12 protein-coding genes are annotated in these 12,183 nt (G+C 73.7%); 7 read left to right on the top strand and 5 right to left on the bottom strand.

Translation table 11 applies throughout. The annotated features are described in order from the left end of the window. From L3i22_RS21965 to L3i22_RS21935, 7 genes are read left to right on the top strand one after another with little or no spacing between them, the layout of a single operon-like run. Nucleotides 1-780 (top strand): molybdenum cofactor biosynthesis F family protein, encoded by a 780-nt coding sequence (locus L3i22_RS21965; protein WP_221328831.1) that lies wholly within the window; start codon nt 1-3, stop codon nt 778-780. Beyond that, nucleotides 777-2,258, top strand: coding sequence for a GMC family oxidoreductase (locus tag L3i22_RS21960; RefSeq protein ID WP_221328830.1), 1,482 nt, complete (start codon nt 777-779; stop codon nt 2,256-2,258). Before L3i22_RS21965 ends, L3i22_RS21960 begins: the two co-directional genes overlap by 4 nt. Further along, complete coding sequence (locus L3i22_RS21955) at nt 2,255-3,697, top strand: fumarylacetoacetate hydrolase family protein (RefSeq protein WP_221328829.1); 1,443 nt, start codon at nt 2,255-2,257, stop codon at nt 3,695-3,697. Before L3i22_RS21960 ends, L3i22_RS21955 begins: the two co-directional genes overlap by 4 nt. Then, nucleotides 3,694-4,647, top strand: a complete 954-nt coding sequence (gene dapA / locus L3i22_RS21950) for a 4-hydroxy-tetrahydrodipicolinate synthase (RefSeq protein ID WP_221328828.1) — start codon at nt 3,694-3,696, stop codon at nt 4,645-4,647. The genes L3i22_RS21955 and dapA overlap by 4 nt, the downstream gene beginning before the upstream one ends. Next, nucleotides 4,644-6,140, top strand: a complete 1,497-nt coding sequence (gene hpaE / locus L3i22_RS21945) for a 5-carboxymethyl-2-hydroxymuconate semialdehyde dehydrogenase (RefSeq protein WP_221328827.1) — start codon at nt 4,644-4,646, stop codon at nt 6,138-6,140. The genes dapA and hpaE overlap by 4 nt, the downstream gene beginning before the upstream one ends. 19 nt (nt 6,141-6,159) lie before the next feature. Further along, nucleotides 6,160-7,173: a 3,4-dihydroxyphenylacetate 2,3-dioxygenase gene (hpaD, locus tag L3i22_RS21940; protein ID WP_221328826.1), complete on the top strand. Its 1,014-nt coding sequence runs from the start codon at nt 6,160-6,162 to the stop codon at nt 7,171-7,173. Between the two features lie 18 nt (nt 7,174-7,191). Further along, entirely contained in the window at nt 7,192-8,058 is an 867-nt protein-coding gene (locus tag L3i22_RS21935) for a helix-turn-helix transcriptional regulator (protein ID WP_221328825.1), read from the top strand. A gap of 7 nt (nt 8,059-8,065) precedes the next feature. On the opposite strand, the gene L3i22_RS21930 is transcribed toward L3i22_RS21935, so the two are convergent. The 5 genes from L3i22_RS21930 to L3i22_RS21910 all read right to left on the bottom strand — a co-directional run bounded on the left by L3i22_RS21930 (nt 8,066) and on the right by L3i22_RS21910 (nt 12,168). Continuing rightward, a complete protein-coding gene (locus L3i22_RS21930; RefSeq protein WP_221328824.1) occupies nt 8,066-9,001 on the bottom strand; it encodes a hypothetical protein in 936 nt (311 codons plus the stop codon). Nucleotides 9,002-9,138: 137 nt separating this feature from the next. Then, nucleotides 9,139-9,987 (bottom strand): hypothetical protein, encoded by an 849-nt coding sequence (locus tag L3i22_RS21925; RefSeq protein WP_221328823.1) that lies wholly within the window; start codon nt 9,985-9,987, stop codon nt 9,139-9,141. Then, nucleotides 9,984-10,850 (bottom strand): ATP-binding cassette domain-containing protein, encoded by an 867-nt coding sequence (locus L3i22_RS21920; RefSeq protein WP_221328822.1) that lies wholly within the window; start codon nt 10,848-10,850, stop codon nt 9,984-9,986. The genes L3i22_RS21925 and L3i22_RS21920 overlap by 4 nt, the downstream gene beginning before the upstream one ends. Next, nucleotides 10,847-11,656, bottom strand: a complete 810-nt coding sequence (locus L3i22_RS21915) for a zf-HC2 domain-containing protein (RefSeq protein WP_221328821.1) — start codon at nt 11,654-11,656, stop codon at nt 10,847-10,849. The genes L3i22_RS21920 and L3i22_RS21915 overlap by 4 nt, the downstream gene beginning before the upstream one ends. Next, nucleotides 11,653-12,168: an RNA polymerase sigma factor gene (locus tag L3i22_RS21910; RefSeq protein ID WP_255658481.1), complete on the bottom strand. Its 516-nt coding sequence runs from the start codon at nt 12,166-12,168 to the stop codon at nt 11,653-11,655. The genes L3i22_RS21915 and L3i22_RS21910 overlap by 4 nt, the downstream gene beginning before the upstream one ends. Nucleotides 12,169-12,183 lie beyond the last annotated feature (15 nt).

Raw genomic sequence — 12,183 nt, 5'->3', positions numbered from 1 at the left:
ATGGACGACATCGCCGTGCCGCACGGGTGGAAGGGGATGGACGACTTCGCGCCCGGCATCGACGGCAACCGCGCGGCCCGTACCGGCGTGCTGGCCGGCACGACGCTCGACGTCGACGACGGGGGCCGCCTGCACCTGGAGTTCGTCTCGGCCGACCGGCTGCGCTGGAGCAGCGAGCAGGGCTCCGGCGACGACGACTGGTACGAGGCGATCGAGGTCCGCCCCGGCGTGTTCTTCCTGACCCTGACGTTCGCCGCCGAGCCGCTGCGCGCCGCGGTGCTGGTCGTCGACGTCCCCCGCGGCCGGACCCTGACAGTCGAGTCGCACATCGCCGCCGGGCCCACCCCGGGCCGGCCCCGGGTCAGCCAGCTCTTCCGGCCCGGCACGGTGGCGGGCACCCGGACCCTCGGCACGCCGGCCGCGCCCACCCGGGACCTGATCGGCCTGCGGGCGCTCTACCGGTACAGCCCGGAGCACCTGTACGAGCACATCTACCTGAGCAGCGAGCGGTACGCCTGGCAGTGCCTGGTCGGCGCGCAGCGCGGGCACGGCGACGTCGACCTGGCCAGCACCTGGTCGCTCGGCGACAACCTGTACGTGTTCACGTTCCGCGAGTTCCTGATCCCGGTCGCCGCGACCTGGCTCTACGACCTGACCGCGATGCGCACCACCGGCGTGTTCTTCGGCCTGGGCGCGAGCGGGGCGGCCCAGTGTGCGCCCGGGGGCGCGCTGATCACCGCGCTGGGCCGGGTCACGTACCCGGAGGAACAGCCCATATGACCGGCCCTGACGTGCTGGTCATCGGTGCGGGCAGCGCCGGGTGCGCGCTCGCCCGCCGGCTGGTCGACGCCGGCGCCTCGGTGGTCCTGCTGGAGGCCGGGGACCAGGCCGTCCGCGCGGCGGTCACCGACCCGGTACGCATGCACGAGCTGTGGCACACCCCGGCCGACTGGGACTTCCACACCGTGCCGCAGCAGTTCGCGCACCGCCGCCGCCTGCACCTGCCGCGCGGGCGGACCCTCGGCGGGTCGCATGCCCTGAACGCGATGATCTGGGCCCGCGGCAACCCGGCCGACTACGACGGGTGGGCCGGGCTGGGCAACGACGAGTGGGCGTGGGCCCGGGTCCGCCCGCTGTTCGAGCGGGCCGAGAAGATCCAGGAGGTGCTCACCGGCTTCGCGCCGCATCCGGTTCACCGGGCCATCGTCGCGGCGGCCGTGGAGTACGGGCTGCCGTACAACGCCGACTACAACGGGGACCGCCAGGACGGTGTCTCGTATGTGCAGCTCACCGTGCGCGACGGGCGCCGGCTGACGACGGCCGACGCGTACCTGGGCCCGGTGCGGCGCGATCCGCTGCTGTCGCTGGTCTCGTCCGCGCAGGTCCGGCGGCTGCGCTTCGACGCGACCCGCTGCATCGGCGCGGAGTACGACAAGGACGGCGAGCGCCACACGATCACCGCCGCCCGCACGGTGCTGTGCGCCGGCGCGCTCGGCTCGCCCGTGCTGCTGCAACGCTCGGGCGTCGGCGACCCCGATCTTCTGCGGGCGCTGGGCATCCCGGTGGTGGCGGCGTTGCCGGGCGTGGGCGCGAACCTGCGGGATCACTGGCTGGTCCCGGTCGTGCTCGGCGTCGACCGGGCGGTGACTCCGGTGCCGGGCCTGCCGGTGTGTCAGAGTCACCTGTTCTGGCGCAGCCGGCCGGAGGTGGTCGTACCGGATCTGCAGCCCTTGATGTTCGGCTCTTCGCTGGTGACCGATTGGATGCAGCCGCCGGAGCACGGCGTCACGTTCATGGCCGGCATCGTGCGTCCGGCCAGTCGCGGAACCGTGCGGCTGACCGGCGCGGACCCGGCCGCCCCGCCGGAGATCGACCCGCGGGTGCTCAGCGCCCCCGAGGATGTCGAGGCGATGGTGGCGGCGGTGCGGCTGTGCCGCGAGATCGCCGCGCAGCCGGCCCTGCGCACCGGCTGGGGCGCCCGCGAGGTGTACCCGGCGTCGCTGGCGACCACGACCGACCTGCTGCGCGACTACATCCGGGAGACCGTGGTGACCTATCACCACCAGACCGGCACGTGCGCGATGGGCACGGGTGAGCAGGCGGTGGTCGACCAGCGGCTGCGGGTGCACGGCGTCGAGGGGCTGTGGGTCGCCGACGCCTCGGTGATGCCGGCCGGGCCCACCGGCAACACCAACGCGCCGGTCGTGATGATCGCCGAGCGGGCCGCGGACCTGCTGCTGACCGGGGTGCCGTCGTGAGCGCCGGGCATCCGCTGGGCCTGGCCCCTTCCAAGATCATCGCCGTGCACCTGAACTACCGGAGCCGGGCGGCCGAGCGGGGCCGGACCCCGTCGCAGCCGTCGTACTTCCTCAAGCCGCCCTCGTCGCTGTCCGGGCACGGCGCGGTGATCGAGCGGCCCGACGGCTGCCGGCTGATGGCCTTCGAGGGCGAGATCGCGCTGGTGATCGGACGATCCGCCCGCCGGGTCGCGCCCGAGCAGGCGATGGCGCACATCGGGTGGCTCGCCGCCGCCAACGACGCGGGCGTCTACGACCTGCGCTACGCCGACCGGGGCGCGAACCTGCGCTTCAAGGGCGCGGACGGCTTCACCCCGGTCGGCCCGGTGCTGGTCGACCCGGCCGGCGTCGACCTGGCCGACCTGCGGCTGCGGACCTGGGTCAACGGCACGCTCGTGCAGGACGCGACCACCGCCGAGCTGATCTTCCCGGTCGAGCAGCTGGTCGCCGACCTGTCCCGGCTGACCACCCTGGAGGCCGGCGACATCATCCTGACCGGGACGCCGGCCGGGGCCTCCGTGGTGGAACCGGGCGACACCGTCGAGGTGGAGCTGGGCACGACCGGGCGGCTGGCCAACCTGATCGTCGACGCCGGCGAGCCGCTGGCCGTCTACGGCGCGATGCCCCGGTGCACCGAGGCGGACCGGGCCGACGCGTACGGCGGCGCCCGGGACAGCGCGGATCCACCGGCGCTGGACGAGCGGACCGCGGCGCTGCTCAACAGCGTCTCGACGGCCACCCTGTCGTCGGTGCTGCGCACCCGCGGCCTGCAGCACATGTTCGTCGAAGGGCTCCGCCCGGCCCGCCCGGACCTGCGCATGCTGGGCACCGCCCACACGCTGCAGTACCTGCCGCTGCGCGAGGACCTGTTCGCCGACCGGGGCGCCGGGATGAACGCGCAGAAACGCGCGGTCGAGCAGATCGGCCCCGGGCAGGTGCTGGTGATCGGCGCGCGCGGCGAGGCCGGTTCCGGCACGATCGGCGACATCCTCGCGCTGCGGGCGCTGCGCCGCGGCGCGGCCGGCATCGTCACCGACGGCGGCCTGCGCGACAGCCCGTCGTTCGCCGGGCTCGATCTGCCCACCTATCACGGCCCGGCGCACGCGGCGGTGCTCGGGCGCCGGCACGTGCCGTGGGCCGTCGGCGTCGCCGTGGCCTGCGGCGGGGTGCTGGTCGAGCCGGGCGACGTCCTGGTCGGCGACGCCGAGGGTGTGGTGGTGATCCCGCCCGGCATCGCCGGCAACGTCGCCGCCGAGGCGAGCGAGCTGGAACGCCAGGAACGCTTCATCCACGAGCAGGTCGCGGCCGGGGCGTCGATCGAGGGCCTGTACCCGCTGGGACCGGCCCGCCGGGCGCAATACCAAGCCTGGGTCGACGCCGGTGAGAAGGAGACGCGGTGAAATTCCGATCAGACCCATCGACGGTACGGGGTTCGTTCAGCGCCCTGGTCACCCCGTTCGCCGCCACCGGTGAACTCGACCACGACAGTCTCGCCGCGCTGGTGCGCTGGCAGCTGGAGTCCGGCACCCACGGCGTGTCGATCGGCGGGTCGACCGGCGAGCCCAGCGCGCAGTCGGTCGCCGAACGCATCGCCGCCATGCGCACCACGGCACTCATCGTCGACGACCGGGTGCCGTTCCTGCCCGGCACCGGCTCGGCCAAGCTGGACGAGACGCTCGAGCTCACCGCGGCCGCCCGCGACCTGGGCGCCGACCTCTGCCTGGTGATCACGCCGTACTACGCGCGCCCCACCCAGGAGGGCCTCTACCGCTGGTACGCCACGATCTGCGCGGAGTTCCCCGACCTGCCGATCGTCGCCTACAACGTGCCGGTGCGCACCGCCGTCGAGATCGACCCGGCGACGCTGGCCCGGCTGCGCCGCGACCACGACAACTTCGCCGGCGTCAAGGAAACCACCAAAGACTTCGAGCATTTCTCGTACGTGTTGTACCGGTGCGGCCGTGACTTCCTGGTCTGGTCCGGCGTCGAACTGCTGTGCCTGCCGCTGCTGGCCCTGGGCGGCAGCGGCTTCATCAGCGCGCTGAGCAACCTGGCTCCGGCGGCGAGCGCCCGGATGTACCAGCGATGGGTCGCCGGCGACCACGACGGCGCCCGCGACCTGCACTACGCGCTGCACCCGCTGGTGTCGCTGCTGTTCGTCGAGACCAACCCGGCCCCGGCCAAACACGTCCTGCACCGGTGGGGACGCATCGCGTCCGCGCACGTCCGGGCCCCGCTGGCACCGGTGAGCGAGGCCGCCGCCGAGCGCATCGGCGCCCTGCTCGCCGACGCGGGCGCCCTGCTCGACCCGGGCACCGGCATCCCCCGGCCGGAAGGAGCGCGCCCGTGACCCGGCCCGACGGCCTGCCCGCGCAGATCCTGCACTTCATCGACGGCAAGCAGGTGCCCAGCATCGGCGGGGCCAGCTTCGACAATCCGCATCCGGTGACCGGCCAGCCCTACTGCACGGTGGCCGCCGGCGGGCCCGAGGACGTGGCGGCCGCGGTGCGCGCCGCCCGCGCCGCCTTCACCGACGGCACCTGGCCCGGGCTGCTGCCCCGCGCCCGGGCCCGGGTGCTGCACGCGATCGCCGACGCCATCGAGTCGCGCGACGACCGGATCGCCGAGCTCGAGGCGTGGGACACCGGGCTGCCGATCACCCAGGCCCGCGGTCAGGCGCACCGCGCGGCGGAGAACTTCCGCTTCTTCGCCGATCTGGTCGTCGGCCTGCACGAGGACGCCTTCCGGGTCGGCGACGAGCAGCTCAGCTACGTGGTGCGCCAGCCGAAGGGGGTGGCCGGGCTGATCACCCCGTGGAACACGCCGTTCATGCTGGCGACCTGGAAACTCGCGCCCAGCCTGGCGGCCGGCTGCACGGTCGTGCTCAAACCGGCCGAGTGGACCCCGCTGTCGGCGAGCCTGCTGCCGCAGATCATGACCGAGGCCGGGGTGCCCGACGGCGTGTTCAACATCGTCCACGGCCTCGGCGAGCAGGCCGGCGCGGCCCTGGTCGCACACCCGGACGTCCCGCTGATCTCGTTCACCGGCGAGACCACCACCGGGCAGGTCATCATGCGCGGCGCCGCCGAGCACCTCAAGGCGCTGTCGATGGAGCTCGGCGGCAAGTCACCCTGCGTGATCTTCGCCGACGCCGACCTGGACCGGGCCCTGGACGGCGCGGTCTTCGGGGTCTTCTCGCTCAACGGGGAACGCTGCACCGCCGGCTCGCGGATCCTGGTCGAACGCTCGATCTACGACGACTTCGTGGCCCGGCTCGGGCAGCGCGCCCGCGATGTGACGGTCGGCGCGCCGGGCGACCCGGCGACCCAGCTGGGTGCGCTCGTGCACCGCGACCACTTCGCGCGCGTGATGTCGTACGTCGAAATCGGTCTTGCCGAAGGCGCCCGGCTGATAGCCGGCGGCGGCCGGCCGGCGCATCTGGCCGAGGGCAACTACCTCGGCGCGACCGTGTTCGCCGACGTCACACCCCAGATGCGGATCTTCCAGGAGGAGATCTTCGGGCCGGTGGTCTGCGTGACCCCGTTCGCGGACGAGGCCGAGGCGATCGCGCTGGCCAACCACACCCGCTACGGGCTGGCCGCCTACGTCTGGACCGGCGACCTGCGGCGCGGGCACCGGGTGGCCCGGGCCATCCAGTCCGGCATGGCGTGGCTCAACAGCCACAACGTGCGGGACCTGCGCACCCCGTTCGGCGGCGTCAAGGACAGCGGCCTGGGTCACGAGGGCGGGCACCACAGCATCGACTTCTACACCGACCAGCGGGTGATCCACGTCGCGGTCGGCGATCCGAGGACACCCCGGTTCGGCGTGCGCGCCGACTGAGCCACCGTCAGGAGCCATCATGCCCGAGTCCGAAGCGCCCGACATCGTCCGCGCCGCCTACGCCGAACTGGTCGTGACCGACCTGGCCGCCAGCCGCTGGTTCTGGGTCGACATGCTCGGCCTGGTCGTCTCCGCCGAGCAGAGCGACGCCCTCTACCTGCGCGGACACGACGAGCTGACGCACCACAGCCTGGTGCTGCGGGCCGGCGGGCGCCCGGCCGCGGCGGCGATCGCGTACCGGGTCCGCTCGGCCGCCGACCTGGACCGGGCGCAGGCCTTCTTCACCGAGCGCGGGTGTGCGGTGCGGCGCCGCCCGGCCGGGGCGACCGCCGGCGTCGGCGAGGCGGTCCGGGTGGTCGACCCGCTCGGGTTCACCGTGGAGTTCTTCCACGGCATCGACCGGGCCGAACGCCTGATCCAGCGCTACGACCTGCACCGGGGCGCGCACCTGGCCCGGCTGGACCACTTCAACCTGGTCGTGCCGGACATCCCGGCCGCCTACGCGCACTACGCGTCGCTGGGTTTCGGCTGCTCGGAGACGATCGAGGACGAGCACCAGATGTTCGCCGCCTGGATGTTCCGCAAACAGACCGTCCACGACGTCGCGTTCACCGCCGGCGCCGGGCCGCGGCTGCACCACCTCGGGTTCGCCACCCACGAGAGCCACCACGTGCTGACCACCTGCGACCTGTTCGGCGCCGTCGGGAAGCAGCGGCACATCGAACGCGGGCCCGGCCGGCACGGCGTCTCGAACGCCTTCTACGTCTATCTGCGTGACCCCGACGGGCACCGGATCGAGATCTACACCAGCGACTACTTCACCGGGGACCCGGACCACGAGACGTACCGGTGGAGCGTGCACGACGAACGCCGCCGCGACTACTGGGGGAACGCGGTGATCCCGTCCTGGTACGCCGAGGCGACCACCGTGCTGGACCTCGACGCCCGCGAGCAGCCGCTGACCGACCTGACCGGCGGCCCATCCGAGATCCAGGTCGGCGCCGACGGCCTCGGCCCGATCACCCGGCGCTGACCCGCCTAACCTGGGTTCATGGACAACCGCGACGAGGTACGGGCGTTCCTCACCTCCCGCCGGGCCAAGGTCAGCCCCGAACAGGCCGGCATCCCCGCCTACGGCAGCCGCCGCGTCGCCGGACTACGCCGCGGCGAGGTCGCCGCCCTCGCCGGAGTCAGCGTCGAGTACTACACCCGCCTGGAACGCGGCAACCTCGCCGGCGTCTCCGACAGCGTCCTGGACGCCGTGGCCCGCGCGCTACGCCTCGACGACACCGAGACCACCCACCTGCACCACCTCGCCCGCGCCGCCGGCCCCACCCCCGCCCGGCTGCGGACCCGCCGCGACCGGGTACCCGAGATCCGCCCAGCCGTACGCCGCGTGCTGGACTCGATGACCGGGGTTCCCGCGTTCCTGCGCAACCACCGCTTCGACCTGCTGGCCGCCAACCCCCTCGGGCAGGCCCTCTACGCACCGATGTACACCGCCGGCGCGACACCGGCAGTGAACTCGATGCGATTCAACTTCCTGAACCCGCAGGCCCAGGCGTTCTACCCGGACTGGCCGCAGGTCGCTCAGTCCGCCGTCGCCGCGCTGCGCATCGCCGCCGCCCGGCACCCCGACGACCAGCAGCTGATGAACCTGATCGGCGAGCTGTCCAGGCGCAGCGAGCCGTTCCGTGGCTGGTGGGCGACCCAAGACGTCTACGTACACCGGCACGGCGTCAAACGCTTCCGCCACCCGGCCGTCGGCGAACTGGAACTGGCCTTCGAGGGCTTCGAGCTGGCGGGCGAGGACAACCTGACGCTGCTGACCTACTCCGCCGAGCCCGGCACCCCCTCCGGCGACGCTCTGGAACTGCTCGCCGCCTGGGCCGCCACCCAGGACAGCGTCCCGGCCTGAGCCGGCCCTACGCGAACGCGGCGGCGACTGCCGCGCACAGGTCCGGGTTCTTGGCGCAGAAGTTCTCCACGAACGCCGCGACGTCCGCGACCGCCCCGAAGATCTCGTTGAGGTCTTCGACCAGCCGGTTGCGCCCGGCGTGGAAGTGCGCGACGTACAGGGCCCGGCCCCGGTTCGCCACGTCCGTGCCGAAGTCCTCGCCCCAGCCGACCGTGCGGTTGCTCTCCTTGAACGGCACCCAGGTGCCGTCGACCCCGATCTGCTGCAGCCCGGAGCGCGCGATGATCGCCCCGGTCTCGTCCGCCACCAGGATCAGCGTGCCGGTGGTGACGCCGCCGAACAGGTTGGTCGCCTGGACGTGCGTGGTGGCCTGCAGCTGGCCCGACTGGGTCAGGTTGGCGACGGTGTCGATGAAGGCGTTGCCGTTCGGCCCGTCGATGAAGTCCGGCCCCTGCGTGCGGGTCAGCACCGGCGGGGGCGGCGGCGGGAACGGCCAGAACCACGGAAAGTCCTCGGCCACGGTGCCGGTGACCCGGTCCGTGCCCGCGACGATGCCCGTGGAGCCGCTCTCGGTGGCGTCCAGCGGCCGGTTGCTCACCGACGTGTCGGTGTCCCCGCTCTCCAGGCGGGTCACCCGAACCGACATCGAACGCAGCAGGTCGCTGATGTCGTCCAGTCGGCGGATCAGATCGCCGTCGGGGCTCTGATCGACGGCGGACCCCTGCTGCCGGGCGGATGCCTGCCGGGTGGCCTCCTCGAAGTCGGCCTGCTCCGGCCGGCTGATCCGGTCGTCGCGGACCGTCTTCGACGGTACGGCCGACGCCTCCCGGGCTCGTCCGGTCGAGGCTCCCCGCCGCCGGGTGGCGGCCTGCTGGGCGGCCTCCTCGTACTGGTCCTGCAACTGCTGGCTGATCCGGTCGTCCCGGACCTTTGTCGACGTCATCTCGATCGCCTCCGTATCTGGCTTTGTTGGAGCTGTCCGCGCCCGCCTCCGTTCCGGTTCTAGGTCTCGGCGCTTGCCGTCCACTTCGTGCAGATCGCGCGGGAAGGCGGCGCGCCGTGAACCGGTTCCGGCCCGGCTCAGCCGAGCTGCAACCAGGCCGCGGCCGCCGTCACCGCGGCGACCAGGCCCGCGGCGGCGTAGAGCGCCGTGCGCGGGCCACCGGTGCGCAGCACGGCCGCGAGACCGGCCAGCGCGCCGAGTCCGAGCAGGTAGCTCAGGTGCCACAGCTCCTGGCCCAGTGGTTGCCGCGGCAGGATCCCGTGGCTGGAGGCCAGCCAGACCGGCCACAGCGACAACCACGTCCGGGCGTGCACCAGCTCCGGCCCGCCGGCCGAGGGTCCCGCCCGGAACGGGTAGTACATGGCGATGGTGCCCAGCCACAGCACGAGCGTGGTCAGCGCCAGCATGCCCGGCCAGGGCAGCCAGCGGGCGACCGCGATGCCGAGCAGGCCCGCGCCGAGCACCAGCGCCGGCACCTGCAGATACTCCAGGGCATCGCGCTGATAGACCCGGTCGTCGGGCACCGCGGTGGCCGCGGTGGTGAACGCGCCGAGCACCAGCAGCGCGGCCGCCCCGGCGAGGCCGACGAGGACCGGCCCGCGCACCAGCCCCACGATCGCGGCCATCGTGCGCTGCCGCTCGTCGACCGGCGCGCAGTCGAGCACTTCACGGACCTGGTTGCGGAACGTACCGGCGGCGACCCGGTTCGCGGCCACGAGCGTCACCGGCGCATAGACCAGCAGCAGACTCAGCATCAGGACCATGTAGGCGCCGTTGGCGGGGGTCGCGCCCTCGCGGTTGACGATCAGCGTGGCGGCCCAGGTCAGCATGTAGAGCATCCCGATCGGGTAGGCGGGGTGCCGCAGCATCCGGCGGGCCTCGACCGCGCCGAGTCGCCGCACGACCGGCGCGGTGGCAGCGCTCATGCGCTCGCCGCCGCCGCGGAGGGCCGCGTCGCGTCGAGGAGCATCAGGTAGCCGTCCTCCAGCAGCGGCCGCACCAGCCGGGCGTGCGGCGGCGGGGTGCCGACCTGGCGCAGCCGGCCGTCGTCGGTGCGCCAGGCGAGCCGGGCGCCGGGGTCGCGCCGGGCGGCGATCCACACCCGTCCGGTCGCGGTGGCGGCGAGCTGTCGCGGGGCCCCGTCGAAACGCACCCGGCCCTCGTGCAGCACCACGATCCGGGTGCAGAACGCCGCGACGTCCTCGGTCTGGTGGCTGGACACGACCACGCACCGGTCCTCGGCGAGCGCGGAGATCGTGTCGCGGAACCGTAGCCGCTGCTCCGGGTCGAGGCTGATGGTCGGCTCGTCGAGGATCAGCAGCCGGGGATCGCCGAGCAGGGCCTGCGCGATCACCAGGCGGCGTTTCGTGCCGCCGGAGAGCCGCCGGACGCGCCGGCGGGCGACCTGCTCCAGGCCCATCACGGCCAGCACCCGGCGCACCTCGTCGTGCCGGGTGCGCCGGTCGGTCATCTCCTTGAGGATCGCCACGTAGTCGACGTACTCGAAGGCGGTGAAGCCACTCGGGAAGCCGGTCTCCTGGGGCACGTAGCCCAGGCGCCGGCGGATGTCGGCCCGCGCCGGTGGGTCGGCGGCGTCGCGGCCGAGCAGTCCGACACTGCCGGAGTCGGCCCGGGCCACCGTGGCGAGCACCCGCAGCAGGGTGGTCTTGCCGGCGCCGTTGGGCCCCAGCAGCCCGAGGATGCCGGTGCCGGCCGCCAGCGACACGCCGTCGAGCACGCGGCGGCGCCCGTAGGTCTTGCTCACGCCGGTGAGCCGGATGCCGCTCACCGCAGGCCCCGGGCCCGGCCGGCGCCGACGACGGCCGCGGTCACCGCGACGAGAATGACAAGCAAAGACGCCATTTGTACGGCGGGTGAGAACGCGCTCAACACCGAGCCGGTCGAGACACGCGCCGCCGTCACGACACAGATCCAGAGGACGGCCAGCCCGGCGATCGCGGCGCGCGCCCCGACGAACCGCTCGGCGACCAGCCCGAAGACCGCCAGGGCCAGGCCGGGCAGCAGCCACAGCGCCGCCTGGGTCACGCCCGGCAGTGCCAGCCCGCCGACCGCCAGCAGCGCCGCGGTCATCGGCAGCACCGGCAGGCAGCGCAGCAGGACCAGCCGCAGCCGGGGATAGGGCGCCGCCGAGACGATGTCGTGCATGGGGAACGTGCCCGGCCCGTACGCCGCGGCGACCCCGGTCAGCGGCACCAGCGGCGCCACGGTGAGGAACCAGATCGCCACCCGCCCGTCGGTGTAGCGCGCGACCAGCGCGAACGCGGCCACCAGCACACAGCCGGCCACCCACGCCCGGCGCGCCGCCGACGCCCCGGTGGCCAGCCGGGCCGCCGGCGCGGACAGTCCCAGCCCGACGAGGATCCACTCGAACAGCGATTGCCGGGGCCGCTGCAGCACGTCGACGACGTCCGCCCAGGCCCGGGAATGCAACCCCGGATCGGCGTACGGGGCGATGCCGGCGCGACAGCGGGCGCACCCGGACAGGTGCTGCTCGACCGAGGCCGCCCTGGCCCGGTCGAGGCGGCCCCGCGCGTACGCGCTCAACAGGGCGTCGTCGGCGTGCCAACCGGTCATGACAGCGCCTCCCTGAGCAACGTGCGAGCGCGGGCCATCCTGGTCTTGACCGTGCCCTGCGGGATGCGCAGCAGCCGGCTGGCCTCCCGGGTGGTCAAGCCGTCCAGCACGGTCGCCTGCACCACGGCGTGCAGCTCGGGCGACAGCCGGTTCAGCGCGGTGGACAGCTCGGCGTACTCGACGCCGAGCAGCACCTGCTCCTCCGCCGACACCACGACCGGATCCGGGACGCCGGCCAGCGGGCGGTGCGCCGGCCGCTTGGCGATCAGGTCGACCAGGCGCCGGACCGCGATCCCCCACAGCCACGCCCCGACGTCACCGTCGCCGCGCCACCGGGCCGCGCCGCGCCACGCGGCCACGAACGTCTCCTGCAGCGCCTCGGCGATCACGTCGTCGTCGGCGCACCGCCGGCGCAGCCGCACCTGCAACCAGGGCGCATGCCGCTCGTAGAGCTCGGCGAGCGCGTTCTGATCGCCGCGCGCGGTCAACCTGATCAGGGCCGCGTCGTCCACGGTCACCCCCTGTCG

It is taken from the genome of Actinoplanes sp. L3-i22, assembly GCF_019704555.1.
Taxonomy (GTDB): Bacteria; Actinomycetota; Actinomycetes; order Mycobacteriales; family Micromonosporaceae; genus Actinoplanes.
Note: the sequence above shows the minus strand (reverse complement) of the source record. Positions and strands in the feature narration are given on the sequence as shown.

Coding starts and splice junctions, on each gene's coding strand:
- L3i22_RS21965 (WP_221328831.1), top strand. CDS start 1: ATGGACGACATCGCCGTGCCGCACGGGTGGAAGGGGATGGACGACTTC.
- L3i22_RS21960 (WP_221328830.1), top strand. CDS start 777: ATGACCGGCCCTGACGTGCTGGTCATCGGTGCGGGCAGCGCCGGGTGC.
- hpaD (WP_221328826.1), top strand. CDS start 6,160: ATGCCCGAGTCCGAAGCGCCCGACATCGTCCGCGCCGCCTACGCCGAA.
- L3i22_RS21935 (WP_221328825.1), top strand. CDS start 7,192: ATGGACAACCGCGACGAGGTACGGGCGTTCCTCACCTCCCGCCGGGCC.
- L3i22_RS21930 (WP_221328824.1), bottom strand. CDS start 9,001: ATGACGTCGACAAAGGTCCGGGACGACCGGATCAGCCAGCAGTTGCAG.
- L3i22_RS21925 (WP_221328823.1), bottom strand. CDS start 9,987: ATGAGCGCTGCCACCGCGCCGGTCGTGCGGCGACTCGGCGCGGTCGAG.
- L3i22_RS21915 (WP_221328821.1), bottom strand. CDS start 11,656: ATGACCGGTTGGCACGCCGACGACGCCCTGTTGAGCGCGTACGCGCGG.